General features: G+C 62.9%; 14 protein-coding genes and 1 pseudogene. 4 read left to right on the forward strand and 11 right to left on the reverse strand.

Translation table 11 applies throughout. The features are described 5' to 3' along the window. Positions 1 to 78: 78 nt before the first annotated feature. Together N0Q91_RS04740 and N0Q91_RS04745 are read right to left on the reverse strand one after the other, a co-directional pair. Positions 79 to 1,569 (reverse strand): amidohydrolase family protein, encoded by a 1,491-nt coding sequence (locus N0Q91_RS04740; protein ID WP_275597447.1) that lies wholly within the window; start codon positions 1,567 to 1,569, stop codon positions 79 to 81. 79 nt (positions 1,570 to 1,648) lie between these two features. After that, the gene (locus N0Q91_RS04745; RefSeq protein ID WP_275597448.1) at positions 1,649 to 3,229 is read right to left on the reverse strand and encodes an ABC transporter substrate-binding protein; all 1,581 of its coding nucleotides are present in this window, start codon (positions 3,227 to 3,229) and stop codon (positions 1,649 to 1,651) included. 190 nt (positions 3,230 to 3,419) lie between these two features. Between N0Q91_RS04745 and N0Q91_RS04750 the strand changes: the two genes are divergently transcribed. Then, complete coding sequence (locus N0Q91_RS04750; RefSeq protein WP_275597449.1) at positions 3,420 to 4,895, forward strand: amidohydrolase family protein; 1,476 nt, start codon at positions 3,420 to 3,422, stop codon at positions 4,893 to 4,895. Between the two features lie 62 nt (positions 4,896 to 4,957). On the opposite strand, the gene N0Q91_RS04755 is transcribed toward N0Q91_RS04750, so the two are convergent. From N0Q91_RS04755 to N0Q91_RS04795, 9 genes and pseudogenes are all read right to left on the reverse strand, one after another. Further along, the gene (locus N0Q91_RS04755; RefSeq protein WP_275597450.1) at positions 4,958 to 6,271 is read right to left on the reverse strand and encodes an aspartate aminotransferase family protein; all 1,314 of its coding nucleotides are present in this window, start codon (positions 6,269 to 6,271) and stop codon (positions 4,958 to 4,960) included. 14 nt (positions 6,272 to 6,285) lie between these two features. Continuing rightward, positions 6,286 to 6,954, reverse strand: coding sequence for a cysteine hydrolase family protein (locus tag N0Q91_RS04760; protein WP_275597451.1), 669 nt, complete (start codon positions 6,952 to 6,954; stop codon positions 6,286 to 6,288). Further along, positions 6,951 to 7,979, reverse strand: coding sequence for a branched-chain amino acid ABC transporter permease (locus N0Q91_RS04765; RefSeq protein ID WP_275597452.1), 1,029 nt, complete (start codon positions 7,977 to 7,979; stop codon positions 6,951 to 6,953). Before N0Q91_RS04765 ends, N0Q91_RS04760 begins: the two co-directional genes overlap by 4 nt. Before the next feature lie 13 nt (positions 7,980 to 7,992). Then, positions 7,993 to 8,882 (reverse strand): annotated as a pseudogene (locus tag N0Q91_RS04770) (branched-chain amino acid ABC transporter permease). Positions 8,883 to 8,885: 3 nt separating this feature from the next. Beyond that, the gene (locus N0Q91_RS04775; protein ID WP_275597453.1) at positions 8,886 to 9,593 is read right to left on the reverse strand and encodes an ABC transporter ATP-binding protein; all 708 of its coding nucleotides are present in this window, start codon (positions 9,591 to 9,593) and stop codon (positions 8,886 to 8,888) included. Beyond that, a complete protein-coding gene (locus N0Q91_RS04780; protein WP_275597454.1) occupies positions 9,586 to 10,320 on the reverse strand; it encodes an ABC transporter ATP-binding protein in 735 nt (244 codons plus the stop codon). The genes N0Q91_RS04775 and N0Q91_RS04780 overlap by 8 nt, the downstream gene beginning before the upstream one ends. A gap of 51 nt (positions 10,321 to 10,371) precedes the next feature. Continuing rightward, positions 10,372 to 11,544: an ABC transporter substrate-binding protein gene (locus N0Q91_RS04785; RefSeq protein WP_018095853.1), complete on the reverse strand. Its 1,173-nt coding sequence runs from the start codon at positions 11,542 to 11,544 to the stop codon at positions 10,372 to 10,374. A 120-nt stretch (positions 11,545 to 11,664) separates the two neighbouring features. After that, positions 11,665 to 12,315, reverse strand: a complete 651-nt coding sequence (locus N0Q91_RS04790; RefSeq protein WP_275597455.1) for a cysteine hydrolase family protein — start codon at positions 12,313 to 12,315, stop codon at positions 11,665 to 11,667. Continuing rightward, positions 12,305 to 13,120 carry an N-formylglutamate amidohydrolase gene (locus N0Q91_RS04795; RefSeq protein ID WP_275597456.1) on the reverse strand — a complete coding sequence of 272 codons (816 nt, stop codon included), beginning with the start codon at positions 13,118 to 13,120 and terminating at the stop codon, positions 12,305 to 12,307. Before N0Q91_RS04795 ends, N0Q91_RS04790 begins: the two co-directional genes overlap by 11 nt. A 148-nt stretch (positions 13,121 to 13,268) precedes the next feature. On the opposite strand from N0Q91_RS04795, the gene N0Q91_RS04800 reads away from it, so the two are divergent. From N0Q91_RS04800 to N0Q91_RS04810, 3 genes are all read left to right on the forward strand, one after another. Continuing rightward, positions 13,269 to 14,171, forward strand: a complete 903-nt coding sequence (locus tag N0Q91_RS04800; RefSeq protein WP_275597457.1) for a MurR/RpiR family transcriptional regulator — start codon at positions 13,269 to 13,271, stop codon at positions 14,169 to 14,171. Beyond that, positions 14,161 to 15,474, forward strand: a complete 1,314-nt coding sequence (locus tag N0Q91_RS04805; RefSeq protein ID WP_275597458.1) for a glutamine synthetase family protein — start codon at positions 14,161 to 14,163, stop codon at positions 15,472 to 15,474. Before N0Q91_RS04800 ends, N0Q91_RS04805 begins: the two co-directional genes overlap by 11 nt. Positions 15,475 to 15,609: 135 nt before the next feature. Beyond that, positions 15,610 to 16,077: a group III truncated hemoglobin gene (locus N0Q91_RS04810; protein WP_275597459.1), complete on the forward strand. Its 468-nt coding sequence runs from the start codon at positions 15,610 to 15,612 to the stop codon at positions 16,075 to 16,077. Positions 16,078 to 16,216: the final 139 nt, after the last annotated feature.

Below are 16,216 nucleotides of genomic sequence, written 5' to 3' on the forward strand. Positions count from 1 at the left end.
TCAACGTGATTGTAGACAATATTTGTCCTGTCGGCAGTATCGGATATGTCGACAAAATGCTCGGTTCCGGGTGAGTCCCTACTGGACCTTCCATACCGGATAGCTCGGCTGGAAGATTTTCCCGACAGGCGGATGCTGCCAACTGCGATCCGGATATTTGGCAATCAGGCCGTCATATTGTTGCTGCGCCCGCTCGCGCGCCGCAATCATGTCGATGCCGGCGACCTTGCCGTCCAGCATCGAAAGCCGCCCGTCGACAAACACGGCCTGTGTCACCTTGCCGGAACCGCCGACGACCAGCGTGGTGACCGGATCGACGCTCGGGGTCATATGGACATCGTCGAGACGGAAGACGGCGATATCCGCTTTGGCGCCGGCGGCGAGCCTCCCGAGGTCGCTGCGACCCAGCGCTTTCGCGCCGCCGAGCGTGGCGGCATCAAACAGATCTCTGGAGAATACCGCATCCGCAGCCTTCTCGCCGATACGGCAGGCGATCAGCCCGACCAGCAGGTTCATCAACATGTCGGGCGGCGCGGTATCGGTTGCCATGCCGATATTGATGCCGAGCCTGCGGCAGGCGGCGAAGGAATTGAGAATGCTGCCCATGCGCGCCGAGACCAGCGGCGAATGCGCGATCGAAACGCCATGTTGCGCGTAAAGCTGCAGATCCTGTGGCGAGGCGTAGGTTCCATGCGGCGCGATCAGCCTTTCGCTCATGAGCCCATGATCCGCCAGCCATTGCGGCGCGGAAACGCCATGCAGTCTGCGCATGGTGTCGAGTTCCAGATTGCCCTGCGCCATATAAATTCTGACGCGGCAATCGAGATCGCGCGCCGCGGCCATGGTGCGCTGCAACAGAGGCAATGTGCAGGTTTCGATACGGTCCGGCGCCAGCATTCCGTTGACCAGGCCGTTATGACGGCCATGGTTGCGCTCGATGAAATCGATCGCGTCCGCAAGGCCTTGCAGTCCCCGCGCCTCATCGAATACCGGCTCGATACGCCCCGGACCCTCCAGGATCATCCCACCGGAGCGATAGGCGGGGCTCAGAAAGACCCTGAGCCCGAGATCGCCCGCCGCGTCGGCTGCAGCTTCGAATTCCGCAACGGTCTCGGCCCATTGGCGATAGTAGAGCGACGCGATTGGCGCGGCGGTGGTGATGCCGTTCAACAGCAGGAGGCCGAAACCGAACCGCTTCTGGAACGCCAGCTCCTCGGCGGAATACATCTCATAGGGTCCGCTCTCCACATAGGAACGCGGCCAGATGCGCCCCTTGGCCCAACCGGGCTGGTTGTCATGGACGAGCAGGTAGGTATCGAGATCGGACAGGGCGTCGAGGTCGATCAGGCCGGGGCTGACCAGCGCCGTACCGAAATCGATCCGGCGCGCCACGTCCCCCTCGAAACGCGGCCCGGCATAAAGCACCTCGTTTCGCTCGAGGACGATTTCGCCGTCGTGGATCAGAGCGTGACCGCCATCGCGCCAGGCGAGCACCCATTGTGCGGTTATCAGCGTTCGCCCCTCGGGCCGCTCACCCAGAACGAGCTGGCTGGAAAGATCAGGTTTCATGGGATTTTCGATCCTGCTGCATATCAAAAGAGCGCCTCACCGGGGTGAAACGCTCTGATTGCGGGCTGGAAGGTCAGGCCTATTCGGCCATTTGCGTATGCCAGTGGCGCGGCTTGTTGTCGGCACGGAAGTCCACGCTCTTGACCTTGTCCAGCATGCCCCAGGCGATCGGCTGCTGGTGAAGCGGGATCAGGATCGCCTTGTCCTTGGCGATTTTCAGCGCCTGTTCTTCCAGCGCGAGACGCTTGGCGGTGTCAGGTTCCTGTGCCGCCTTCTTCACCAGATCGTCGAGTTCCGGATAGGACCAGCCGCCATAGTTGGACACGCCCGTCGAGCCGCTGCGCGTGGAGAGAACCTGAGAGAGCAGCGAATAGGCATCGAGCGTCGGTTCGTTTGCCCAGCTCAGATTGAACATGTCGGCCTTGCCATTGGTGCGCTTCGGCTGCTGCACGGCGCGCGGGCCCATGTCGATGGTGGGCTGGAAGCCGGCACGCTTGAGCATGTTTGCAATGCCCGAGCAGATGTCTTCCTCGTTGATGCTCTCGTCGTTCATGCACAGATAGGTGAAGGCGAGATCCTTCTGGCCGGCCTCTTCGAGCAGCTTCTGGGCAAGCTTGGAATCGGCAGGCTGATAAGTGTCGAGCGACTTCGCATAGCCGGCGATTTCCGGTGCTATGAGCGAGCCGGAAGGCCGCGCCAGCCCTCGCATGATCTTCTTGTTGATGAGATCGCGGTCGATGCTTGCTTCCACGGCCTGGCGCACGCGAAGGTCCAGGAACGGGTTCGGACGCCCGTCTTCGAGCTTCTCCTTGCCGTTGAAGCCGATGAAAACCGTGCGCAATTCCGTGCGCTTGCTCACGGTGATACCCGGCGAGGATTCCAGACGGGGAAGATCCTGAATGGGGGCGGAATCGAGCAGATCGATTTCGTTGGAAAGAAGCGCTGCAACACGCGTTGCCGCCGACGAGATCGGAATATACTCGATCCGGTCCAGATTGTGCTTCTTCTGATCCCACCACTGATCGTTGACGAGGAGAACGGTCTTGCTGTCCGGGACGCGGCTTTCCAGCTTGAACGGGCCTGTGCCGTTCGTGTTGTGCGTGGCGTAATTCTCGGTGTTGGACGCAATATCGGTCGGCTTTTCTGCGTTGTTGTCCTTCAGCCATTTGGCGCTGAACATGAAGATATTGGTCATGTCGTTCAGGAACAGCGCGGTCGGTGCCGAAACCTCGATATCGACCGTGAAATCATCGACCTTCTTGACGCCGACATAGAGCGGAATGTTGCCGCGCAGGGGCGAAGTCGGGTCCGAAACGCGGTTCATCGAGGCGACCACATCGTCGGCCGTGAAATCCGCGCCGTCGTGGAACTTCACGCCTTTGCGCAGGGTGAAACGCCAGTGTTTGCTGTCGATCAGCTTCCACTCGGTGGCGAGCGCCGGCTCGATCTCGAAGTTCGGGCCATAACGGATCAGACCTTCATAGATGTGGTTCAGGAAAGCCAGATTGGATGTCGAGGGAACGGAATCCGGGTCGAGCGAATAGATATCTGCCCGGCTGCCCCAGCGCAGCGTGGCGGCACTTGCCGAAGTGGCCAGCACCGGCGCGGCAATAGCCGCTGCGGCCAGCGCCGATATCAGAAACCTGTTTAAACGCGACATGAACTTCCCCTTATGACGGTCGATAGAGTGGTTGGCCCGAATTTTTGGGCAGTATCATAATCGATTGTTTTATTGTCAACGATATTGTTGGCAATTATGAATCAGAACATCGACAGTTCGGAATGACATTACGGGGCGCGGAAACCACGCATCGAATAACGCCAACGGCATTTTTTAAGGGGAATAGGAAATGGATGGGCTCCTGCTGCTTCACGGGACGATCGTCACCGTCGACGAGACACGGCGGATCATCGACGATGGTGCGCTGGCAATCGAGAAGGACAGGATTGTCGACATAGGCACGTCGCAAGCGCTGGCTCCTCGTCATGCCGGAAAGAAAGTGATCGACTGCCGGGGCAAGATGATCATTCCCGGGCTGATCGATGCTCATGGGCATGCCGGCCATGCGCTTATCCGCAGCATCGGCGCCGACACCAATTCGCTGTGGATGCGCATCGTGACGCCGACCTACTATCACTATGTCACCCGCGATTACTGGTATGCGGATGGCCTCGTCTCGGGCCTGGAAAGACTTCGTGCGGGCGTGACCACCTCGGCCAGCATCATCACATCGATGCCGCGCAGCGACGATCCGGTATTCGCCATCAATCATGCTCGCGCCTATTCGGAACTCGGGCTTCGCGAGATCATCTGCGTTGGCCCAGCGGGTCTGCCCTGGCCGCAATCGGTCACGCGGTGGGAAAGCGGCAAGCCGGAGCGGCGCAGCGTCTCCTTCGAAGAGATGATCGAGGGCGCCGAAGCCGTCATCGAAAGCCTGAACGGAACCGCCGACGGGCGCATCAAGGTCTTCCTGACGCCATTCACGATCGTGCCTTCGGTCGAACCGTCGAACGCCTCGACGCCGGACTTTGCCGTCAATCTGACCGAAAACGACCGGATGCAGGCGCGGCGCATCCGTGAAACCGCGCGCAAATGGGGCGTGCGCATCCATTCCGATGCCTTCGCCGGACAGATACGCATGGCCTGGCAGGACAAGGAAAATGCGCTGCTGGGCCCCGATGTGCACCTCCAGCATTGCTGGGGAATATCCCACGAAGAGATCGACATCCTGGCCGAAACCGGCACCCATGTCACCCACGCGCCACCCGGACGCTCCACGCCGATCATGGAGATGATGGCCCGGGGCGTGCCGGTCGCGATCACTTCGGACGGCGCGGCTCCGAGCCGTCATTTCGATATGCTCCAGATCGCGCGCAGCGCCCAAGCCACCCAGCACATCCTGCACAATCACGACCGCTACATCCTGCCGCCGGGCAAGATCTTCGAGATGATCACCATCGATGCGGCCAGCGCCATCGGCATGGATCACGAGATCGGTTCGCTCGAGGCGGGCAAGAAGGCGGACATCGTCATCATCGACATGCGCAAGCCGCACCTGACGCCCAACTGGATGCCGGTTCACCGGCTGATCCACCAGGTTGTCGGCAGCGATGTCGATACGGTGATCGTCGACGGCAGGATCATCATGGAGGAGGGCAGGGTACTGACCGCCGACATGTATGAGGCGCTGGCTTTCGGTGAAGCCGAAGCAAAGGCGCTCGTGGAGCGGGCCGGTCTGCACGCTCACATGCACGATCCCGGCTGGAAGCAATTGCATCGCACGTTTCAAAGGCCTGTTCCGCTACCGCCCGTGCCGGAGCATTGAACTCACGCAGCTGATTGGAGACCGGGAAGCCCGCAATCATCCATGAAAGGCCAGCGACGCCGTTACCAGCCCGCGAAATCTCCAAGCAAGGCCCCATCGATGCGTCCGGCGGCCACATCGGCGAGCGCCTGGTCGAGCAGAGCGACACCCGCCTCGGCCTCCGCCTGCGTCAATGTCAGCGGAGGCGTGAGTTCGAGCACGTTGGACCGCATGCCGACATAATAAAGTACGAGGCCGAGTTGGAAGGCGCGGTAGACGGTGAGCGCCGCCTGACGCGAAGCCGGTTCGCGGCTGGCGGGATCGGTCACAAGCTCGACGCCGAGGGCGAGGCCGCGGCCACGCACATCGCCGATCAGCGCATGGCCGGCGGCAAGGCGGTCAAGCGCAGCGCGCAGCACCTTGCCGCTTCTTTCCGCATTCAGGACGAGGTGGTCGCGCTCGATCGTCTGCAGCACGGCCAGCGCGGCGGCCGCGCAGACGGGATTGCCGTGCACGGTCTGCAGCGAGAAGGCAACGCTGTGATTCATGATGGCTTCCGGACCGGCCACCGCAGAAATCGGCAGGCCGCCGCCAAGGCCCTTGCCGAAGACGACGATGTCCGGTTCGATACCGGAATGCTCGAAGGCGTTGAAGCGGCCGCTGCGGCCGAGGCCGACCTTCACTTCGTCCGAAACGATCAGAATGCCGTGCCTGCGGCAGAGCGCTTCCACCGCCTTGAAGAATCCGTCCGGCGGCACCAGCATGCCGCCGTCCGACTGAATCGGTTCGATGAAGAACGCTGCGACCTCTTCCGGCGGCACTTCGGTCGCGAAGAGCCGCTCGAGGCGGGCGAGCGCCGCGTCCCTTGCAACCTCGGGGCTGCCGGCGGCATAGCTGTTCGGATAGGGCACGAGCGTCAGGCCCTGGGCCCGACTGCCCTGTTGTGCCGGATGGCCGGAAACGCCCATGGAACCGATGGTGCCGCCGTGATAGGCCCCGTGGAACGCAAGAATGCGCGGCCGGCCGGTGGCGGCGACGACCATGCGGGCGACCGTCTCATTGGCGTCGGAGCCGGAATGGCCGAACCAGACGCGGCCGCGGGCGCGCTCAGGCACGAGCGAAAGCAGCTTTTCGGCAAGCAGCACGCAAGCCTCGTTGGCCGATGAAAGATAGCTCGCGCCCGCCTGATCGGAGAGCGCGCGGCCCACCGCCTCACGGATCGCCGGATGAGAGTGGCCGAGGCTCGCCGCGCCCCAGGAGGCGGAGAAATCGAGAAGCTGCCGCCCGTCGTCGGCGGTCAGATAGGCGCCGCTGCCCCCGACGACCGCCTGCGGAAAAAACCGCAGATGCGCCATTTTCGAAACCGAGCGGCTTTCGCGGGCGTAGAGATCGGGCACGCAGGCAATCTCCTCTATCTGAAAAAGGTGAGAACCTCTTCGAGCGAGACGACATGGCAGTAGATCATGTTGATGATCTCCAGTTCCCGCCGGTGCAGATCGTCCGTCGCCGCGGCGCCGCAATCGTCGACGACGACCACGCCGAAACTTTCATCCGCAAGGCTGCGCACGGTCGAGGAGACGCACTGGTCGGTGAAGATGCCGCAGCAGATGACGTCCTTGATGCCCATATTGTGCAGGACGAGGCGAAGGTTCGTACCGGTCAGCGCGCTGTCTGTCGTCTTTGTGACGACGATCTCGTCGCTACGCGGCTCCAGTTCCGGAACGATCTGGCCCTCGGGCAGCTCCTTCGGCAGGAGCAGGTAATTGAAGCCGGGCTTCTTCTGGCTCAGCGAGCGGTCGCGCCCGTCCGGCTTCAGGCAGGCGATGCGGGCGAAGATGACCTCCACTTTGCGCTTGCGGCATTCGTCGATCAGCCGCGCCGTGTTCGGTATCACCGTCTTGCGCATACGGTCGTAGAAAGGCTGCCAGCGGGCGGTTTCCTCAGGCGTATCCTTCGGGTCGAGATAGGTGTTCTGGATGTCGATGACCAGCAGCGCCGTCGTCGCCGGATCGAGCACGATGTCGTCCGGCTCCTCGGCACCGGCATAGTAGAAAGATCGGTAGGCGGTCTTCCAGCTCATGCAATTGTCTCCTTCTTGCGGCGGGCGCGGTTGAGGATGTGGCCTATCTCGCGGTTCGGGAAGAGGCCGCCCGGCTTGACGATCATTACCGCGATCATGGCGAGCGCGAGGACGATTTCCGTGAGGCCGACGACCTGGCCGGCGCCCAAGGCGGTGGCGTTGAGCGCGCCTTCCGTGCCGCGCAGCCCCTCATAGGCGAAGGTGACGAGAATCGTGCCGGCCACCGCGCCTGTCACCGTGTTGGCGCCGCCGATCACCAGCATGGTGATGATGAGGAACGTCTCCTTCAGATAGAAGGCCTTCGGCGCGAACGAGGTGATGAAATGTCCCCACAGCGCCCCGCCGATGCCGGCGATGAACGCGGCGAGGATGAAGGCGCGCCAGCGCAGATGCGGGATGTCGGCGCCGAGAGCCGCCGCGGCGACCTCGTCCTCCCGCGAGGCGCGCAGCAGCTTGCCTGTCCGCGATTCCTTGAAGGCAAGCGCCACAACCACCACGATCGCCGCGACGATGGCGGCGATCGGCATGTCCGTCGTCTTCGGCAGGCCGAAGAGCGTGCGCGGGCCGTTGGTGAAGGCGCTCCAGTTGTTCATGACCGTGTAGAGCACGACGAGCAGCGCGAAGGAGGTGATCACCGACGCCGCATCCGAAAGCCGCATCAGCGGATAGGCGACGACGGCCGCGACGACGGCGGCCAGCACGCCCGCCGCGAGCATGGCGAGGAGCGGCGAAACTTCCACGACCTTCATGAAATCGTAGAGATCGGGCAGCGCCATGCCCTTCATCTGAGCCGGGATGGTGAGCACGGCGGACGTGTAGGCGCCGAGGCCCATGAAGCCGATATGGGCGAAGGAGAGCAGGCCCGAATTGCCCATGAAGGTCTGCAGGCCGATGACCAGCACGAGCGAGATCAGCAGGTTGGTGGCGATACGGTCATAGAGGCGGATGCCGAGGAGCTGGCTTCCGACGGCGATGATGGCGATGACGCCGATGAGGATGAGGGCGGTGAAATAGGAGTGTTTCATGGTCGCGCTCCCCTCAGGTCCGCTGTCCGCTCGCCGGACCCCTGATGAGGCCGTCGGGGCGCCAGAGCAGGATCAGGATGACGAGGCTGAAGGTGAAGGCGTCGCGGAATTTCAGCAGGTCCTGCGACAGGGTGTAGTTGAGCGTGGTGTCGATGAGCGCGAGCAGGAAACCTCCGACAACGGCGCCGGGCAGGCTCCGCATGCCGCCGATGACCGTGGCGATGAAGGCGACGAGCAGCGGCTCCAGGCCGATGCCCGGAACGACGGTGCCGATGCGGCCGATCCAGAGAATGCCGACGACGCCGGCGAGGAAGCCGGAAAGGGCGAAGGCGGACGAGATGATGAGGTTCGCCGGCACCCCCAGCATGCGCGCCATGGTGAAGTTCGTCGCCGCCGCGCGCATCGCGATGCCGAGCGTCGTCCTGCGCATCAGGAAGGCGACGCCGGCGAGCAGCGCGATGGAGGCGGCGATGGTGATGAGGTTGCGGACCGGGGTGATCGCACCGGCGATCGAGACGGTCTGCGAGAAATGTCCGGCAGCGGCACGTTGCGTGGTCGCGGCGAGATGAACAGCAGCGCCGCGTTCTGCAGCAGGTTGGAGAAGGCGAAGGAGGTGATCAGCACCGCCGTCACCGATTTGGCCCGCACCGGACGGAAGGCGGCGTAGTCGGTGATGATGCCGAAGAGGATCGCCATACCGACGGCGAGCACCGCCATGACGAGCCAGGGCAGGCCCGAGCCGCTGGCGAGAAACATCGTATAGCCGGCCACCATGATGAGTTCGCCATAGGCGAAGTTCACGAGGCGAAGGATGCCGTAGATGATGACGAGGCCGAGTGCCATCAGCGCATAGGCGCCGCCGAGGCTGAGGACGTCGATGACGAACTGGATCGCGAAAGCCATGGATCAGCCTCCCAGATAGTGCGCGCTGAGGTCGCTGGTCGAGCGGATTTCCTCAGCCGTGCCGGATGCGACGATGGCGCCGAGGCGCATGACGAAGGCGCGGTCGGCGACGGCGAGCGCCTGGTTCACGTTCTGCTCGACGAGCAGGATGGTGAGGCCGGATTTCTTCAGTGCCTCGATCATCTCGAAGATGCGTTCGACGATGGCCGGCGCAAGGCCGAGCGAGGGTTCGTCCAGAAGAAGCACCTGTGGCCTCGCCATAAGCGCGCGGGCGATGACGAGCATCTGCTGCTCGCCGCCGGAGAGCGTGCCGGCCGCCTGTTTCGAGCGCTCGGCAAGGCGCGGGAAGAGCGTGTTCAGCTTCTCGAGGTTGTCGCGGTTGCCAGCTTGGTCGCGGCGATGGATATAGGCGCCGAGCATCAGGTTTTCGGCGACCGTCAGGTCCGGGAAGACGTCGCGGGTTTCCGGCACGGTGGCAAGGCCCGCGCGCACGACCTGTTCGGGGCTCGCCGCGGTGATGTCCTTGCCTTCGAGCGTGATCGTGCCGCCGGAGGCTTTGAGAGCGCCGGCGATGCACTTGATGGTCGAGGATTTGCCGGCACCATTGGCGCCGAGCAGGCTCACCAGCTCGCCCTTTCCAAGGGTGAAGCTGATGCTGCGCACAGCGCGGATCGCACCGTAGCTGACGGAAAGGTCGGCGACGTCAAGCATGGGCCGCCCCCTTGCCGAGATAGGCTTCGATTACGGCCGGGTGGCTGCGGACGTGGGCGGCGTCGCCCTCCGCGATCGTGCGGCCGGAGGCGAGCACATGCAGCCTGTGGCAGAGGCGCATGATGAGACCCATGTCGTGGTCGATGATGAGAAGGCCGAGCCCGCGTTTCTCGGGCAGTTCGGCGAGCGTGTGCAGCAGGGTTTCCGTCTCGGCATCGTTCATGCCGGCGGCGGGCTCGTCGAGCAGCAGAAAGCGCGGTTCGGCGGCGAGCGCCCGGGCGATTTCGACGCGGCGCTTGTCGCCATAGCTGAGGCTTTCGCCAAGCTCGTCCGCCTTCGCCGTCAGGCCGAGTTCGGCCAGCAGGTCCTTCGCGCGTTCAGCCGACACAGTGCGGGAGGCGCCCTTTGCCAGCGCCGCCGCCTCGACATTCTCCAGGACGGTCATCGAGTTGAAAATGCGCACGATCTGAAAGGAGCGGCTTACGCCCGCAAGCGCGATCTCGCGCGGCGAGAGACCCGACAGGGTGGTGTCGCCGGCGACGATCGTGCCGGTCGCCAGCTTCACCTGGCCGGTGATGGCATTGATGAGCGTCGTCTTGCCGGAGCCGTTCGGCCCGATGAGGCCGACGACCTCACCGGCGGAGACCGAGAGCGAGACATGGTCGAGTGCGCGCAGGCCGGTGAATTCCACCGACACGTCGTTTACCGCGAGACGCGTTTCAGACATGGCTTTTCCGAGGTGATGGGGCCGGCCTTGCGGCCGGCCCGAATTGACCGATCAGGGCTTGGGCAGGGATTCCGGCTTACGCCATCCAACGAAGCTCGGCTTGCCGCCCTTGAGCTCGATCACGGCCGCAGCCTTGTTCGGCACATGGCCTTCCTCGTTCGTGCCGTAGTCGAGATCGCCGGTCAGCAGCTTGAACTGGCCATCTTCAAGTGCCTTGGCGAGCGCTGCGCCTTCGGTCGTTCCGGCCGCCTTGACCGCCTCGGCGAGCAGCATGATCGTATCCCAGCCCGTCGAGACGAAGGACGTGTCCGGCGCCTTGCCGAACATCTCCTTGTAGAGCTCGATGAACTTCGGCATGTCCGGATGCGCTTCCGGGCCCATCCAGGTATGCGTGACGAAGTAGACGTCATTGCCGAATTTTTCGCCGAGCGCCTCGTGCATGGCCGGGTCGTCATAGGCGTCGCCACCGAGAACCGGCGCATCGTAGCCGACTTCGCGCAACGCGCGGATGATCACACCGATGTCCGTGCCGTAGGAGGAGACGAAGATCACGTCCGGCTTCTTGCCGAGCGCCTGGAGACGGGCGAGCTGGGCGGAAAAATTATTGTCGCCGTTCGTATAGGTGTCTTCGAGCAGAATCTCGCCGCCATCGGCCTTGAATTGCTCCACGAAATATTTCGAGAGCGATTTGGTATAGGCGATGAACTGGTCGGTGACGACATAGGCCGTCTTCCAGCCCTTTTCCTTGACGGCGAAATCGGCGGCCGTCGCACCCATCGTGGTATTCCACATGGAGAGCGTGAACTGCTTGTCGCCGAGCGACCAGGAGGAATAGAGCGGGTCGGAGGCGCAGGTCGAGATGCCGACGAGGCCCGCCGACTGCGCCTCACGGCTCGCGGGCGAACCGAAGTCGAAATCGCAGGGTGCGACGATGATCTCGGCGCCCTTGTCGATCAGTTCGACCGCGACATTGCCGACCGTCACCGGATCCGACTTGCCGTCGATATTGACGAATTCGACCTGCTTCCCCAGCAAGCCGCCATTGTCGTTGAGATACTTCACGGCGACCTTCGCGCCGTTGTAGCCGGGCGTGTCGAGGGGAGCCTGAATGCCCGTCATCGAGAGTGCGCCGCCGATCAGGATCTTGTCGTCGTCGGCAATGGCTGTGGAAGAGGCAAGCGCGAAGCTTGCCGCTGCCAGAAACAGTCTGGAAGTCTTGATCATGGTCGTTCCCCTTATTGATGCCATTCGGCGGTGATCGTTGTGCGGCCTGGTCTTCTGACCTTCTTGTGCGGACCGCCCTCGTATGCTCCCTATTTGCCTCCCGTCGGCCGTTCGGACAGGTTACTGCCCGATTTCCTTCAAAAGATCGTCGGTCGATATCTGGCGGCAATAGCCCTTGATTGCGCTCAGCGAGGTGTAGTGGCGTTCCTCCGAATAGGTGCCGCAGGCATCCGGTACGAGCGTCACCAGATAGTTGAGGTCGCAGGCGTCGCGCACTGCCGATTCCACGCATTGGTCGGTCAGGAGGCCGCACAGCACGATCTGCCTCACCCCGAGATTACGCAGCACATAGTCGATATGGGTGGAGACGAAGACACTGGAGGAACTCTTCGGGAAGACGATCTCGTCCTCCAGCGGTTCGAGCTCGTCGATTACCTTACCATCCCAGGAGCCTTTCGGCACGTTGAAGCCGGTGATCTTGTAGTCGAGGCTGCGGTCGCGGCCGTCCTTCGTCAGGCTCTCGATCGTCGTGTGCAGCACCTCGATGCCGGCCTTGCGGAAACCGGCGAGCAGGCGCTGCATGTTCGGTATCGCCACCTCGCGGATACGGTTGAAGTAGTAGCCGTACTTGCCGGCAATATCCGCATCCGAGACATCCTTGAACTCGCCCCCCTCGCGGCTGACGGAAAAGTTCTGCACGTCGATGAACAGGATGGCGGAAGCGGCCGGGTCGAGCGGCACGTCGCGGGTGGTCGGATGGTCAGCGGCCATCATTGGTTCCTTCGATGCTTTCTGCCGCAAGTCGGAGGGGGCCGGCCAGCCGGTCCGCCCATTCCTGTTGTCCGCGGGCGTCGTTGATGAGATCGTTGCGCACTTCGAGAAGCACATGCGGAATGCCGCGCCGCTCGCCGTGCACGGGGATCGTGTAGTCGGAGAGATCGTCGACGTGGTACGGCTCGTTGAGCCTGACGGTAACGTCCGGATTGGCGGCGCGGAAGACTTCGGCCAGCCGTTCGGCGAAACGGGCGTCGCGATTGTAGAGAAGGCCGAGTTCGAAATCCCGGACGGCGCCGGTCGCGCGCATGACGGGCGTGAAGCTATGTACCGAGACGAGGAAGAGCGGCTTGCCGGCCGCCTGTCGCCGGTCGAGCGCGACGGCGATCGCCTCGTGCAGCGGCTGATGGATTTCCACGTAGCGGCCGCGACGTTCGCGATCGGACAGGTCGGCATTGACCGGAACGACGGTTCCGTCGCTCTGCGCCACGAAGCAGTCCGTCGCTTCCAAGGGGCGATTGCAGTCGATGACGAGGCGGCTGTAGCGCTGCAGGACGAGTGCTGCATCGAGGCGTTCGGAAATGCCGCGTGCAACACCCTCGGCGCCGACGTCGTAGGCGATGTGACGGTCCATTTCCTCGGGTGCAATGCCGAGATCGCCAAGCGCTGCAGGCAGCGCGCGGCCCGCATGTTCGCAGGTCAAGAAGATCGCCGATCGGCCGGTAGGATTGATCCATTCTACGGGATCCGGGTCACCCGCCTGCAGCAATCTGGTCGTGTCGCGATCTGCGAGCCTGAGCATGAGATGAGATCCGTCGTGCGGTCCGGCGGTGTGGCCTTCGATGGCGAACAGTCAAAGAAATTTTTCAATCATAGTCAATCTGATTTTTCCGTTTGACTAATTTTTTTCAGGACGCGAATATTCGTTCCAACCAAGGGAAGACACACCGATGAGCGATGGGAAATCGTCGACGACGATCCGCACGAGGATCCGCGAGGCCGCCGGGCAGCTGACGGCCAGCGAGCGAAAGATCGCCAATGCCATTCTCGCCGATTACCCCTTCACCGGCCTGGAAAGCATTCAGGAACTGGCGGCCAAGACTGGCGTCAGCGCGCCCTCCATCACCCGTTTCGTCAGTAAGATCGGCTGCGGCGGTTTCCAGGACCTGCAACGGCAATTGATCGCCGAGCTGAAGGAGGGCCGGCGCTCGCCCCTCGACCTCAAATCCAGCCAGAGGCCGGTCGGCCATTCGGAGTTCCTGTCGGAATATGTCGCGCGTGTTTCGGCCGTCATGGGGGAAATGACGGGAATGGTTTCGCAGGCACAGTTCGACATTCTGGCCGAGCTTCTCGCCGACCCGTCGCGCAACATCTTCCTGCTCGGGGGGCGCGTCAGCAACAGCATCGCTTCCTTCCTGTCGATCCATCTCAGGCAGATCCGCAGCGGCATCTACCACATGGCCGACAACCCGGAGTTCTGGCCGGAGCATGTGCTGCGCATGCGCAGGAAAGATGTCGTGCTGCTGATCGATTTCCGGCGTTACCAGCTCAGCCTCGCACGCCTTGCCGAGAACATCGCCCAGAAGCGTGGCGCGACCATCGTCGTCGTCACCGACAAGTGGATGTCGCCGGCTGCCCGCAACGCCGATCACATCGTCGCGCTGCCGATCGACGCCGGCACGGCCTGGGACACGGTTTCCGCTGCCATGGCGCTCGTCGAGGCACTCATCGTGCGCGTCTCGGAGACCGATTGGGAGGCGACGCAGAAGCGCATCAAGGATTGGGACGGCATCCGCTTTGCGATGCCGGGCTACGACCAGGACAGGATCAACGGGGACGCAGATGAAACGTGAGGAAATGATGGTCGCCTGCTGCGGCGATCTCTCGGGCAAGGTGCGCGGCAAGGCCTTTCCGCTGGCGCAGATGGACAAGCGCTTGCAGCGGGGCGTCGGCTGGACGCCGACCAATGTACAGATCACCTGCTTCGACGCGATCGCCGAAAGCCCCTTCGGCTCGCTCGGCGACCTCGTGCTCATTCCCGATCCGTCGACCTGCGTCAGCTTCGAAAGCGAAGAAGGGGCGCCGAAGGAGAACTTTGTTCTCGGTAACATTCGCTATACCGACGGCCGCCCCTGGGAATTCTGCACGCGCTCTATTCTCGAGGCCGCCCTTGAGCGATTGCAGAGCGTGGCGGGTGTCACGCTTTACGGTGCCTTCGAGCATGAATTCCAGCTCAAGCACCGCGTTGGCGAAGTCGGCAAGGCCTTCACGCTCGGAGGGTTCCAGGAGGAACGGCATTTCTGCGAGGCGATCATCGCGGCAATGCGCGAGGCTGGCGTGACGCCCGATACGATCCTGAAGGAGTTCGGCGCCGGTCAGTTCGAGGTGACGATGGGTCCCCAGAGGGGCGTCACCATCGCCGACCATTCGCTGATTACCCGCGAACTTGTCGGCCTCGTCGCGCGCGAGCTTTCTTATGAGCCGACCTTCACGCCGATCCGCGATCCGGCCGGGGTCGGCAACGGCGTGCATGTCCACTTGAGCATGCTGGATTCGGCGGGTGCCCCGGTCACTTACGATCCGAACGGCAAACATGAGCTTTCCGAAGTTGCGGGAAAATTCGTCGCCGGCATTCTGAAATATCTCGACTCGATCATTGCGATCACGGCGCCGAGCGTGGTCTCCTACCTGCGTCTCACACCGCATCGCTGGAGCGCAGCCTTCAACAATCTCGGTTTTCGGGATCGCGAGGCATCGGTGCGCATCTGCCCGGTTTCCGACATCAGCGACATCGCCCGCGCCGCCCAGTTCAACTTCGAGTTTCGTGCGGCCGATGCGACCGCCAATCCGCATCTTGCCCTCGCGGCAATCGTCCACGCCGGGGTACAGGGCATCGAGGAGGGGCTCGCGGTGCCGGAGGCGACGCAGGAAGATCTTTCGCTCCTGAGCGCGGAGGCCCTTGCCGCCCGCGGCTACGTCCGCCTGCCGCAGACACTCGAAGCGGCCCTCCAGCGCTTCAAGGGCAATGCGACAGTGTGCAGCTGGTTCCCCGAAGGCTTTGCCGACGTCTACGTCAAGCATAAGGAGGGCGAGATCGCCTATCTGGCGGACAAGACGCAGACGGAGATTTGTGCGGCCTACGACAGCGTCTATTGACGGCAACTGCCGCCGCTGCCGTTTACGGCCTGATCCGTGTCGGGCAGATTGCCGCATTCTGCAGTTCGGCTTTGGGCGCGACGTCCGCAATCCCTATATAGTGGGCAGCAGATGTGACCGAACCGGGCGGATGGTATGAGCGACGAATTGCAGGGCCACGCTGTGCAAAGCCCCGCTATGCGCGAAAGCGCAAAAGCGGAGATGAAAGCACTCGGGATCGATGAAGCGTTCATCGGTAGGCTGGTCGACACGTTTTATGCGCGTGTGCTCGCGCATCCGGAGCTTGGGCCGGTATTCGACGCAAGGCTTTCGGGACGCTGGCCGGAGCACATGGAGAAGATGAAAAGCTTCTGGTCCGCCGTTGCCTTCCGCAGCGGCGCTTACGGGGGAAAGCCGGTGCAGGCGCATCTCGGCGTCGCCAATATGTCTCCGGAACTCTTTCCGAAATGGCTGGGGCTCTTTGCTGGGACGCTGGACGACATTGCACCGAATGAGGAAGCGAAGGCCTGGTTCATGGCCACAGCAGAGCGCATCGCGCGTAGCCTGACGCTCTCGCTCTTCTACAATCCGGCGCTCGACGACCCGGCACTCAAGCGCTCCTGAAGTTGGCCTTGGCGAGAGGTGTGCCGCTAGGCGAAATTTGATCAACCGACTTGGATGCGCGCGGCCGATGCTCAAGACCCGTGCCTACCGGCAGGGCGTCGTCATCGTGGTCGTGGTGATCTTCGACCAATGGCGCCGT

This window comes from Sinorhizobium prairiense (assembly GCF_029201645.2).
GTDB classification, from domain to species: domain Bacteria; phylum Pseudomonadota; class Alphaproteobacteria; order Rhizobiales; family Rhizobiaceae; genus Sinorhizobium; species Sinorhizobium meliloti_A.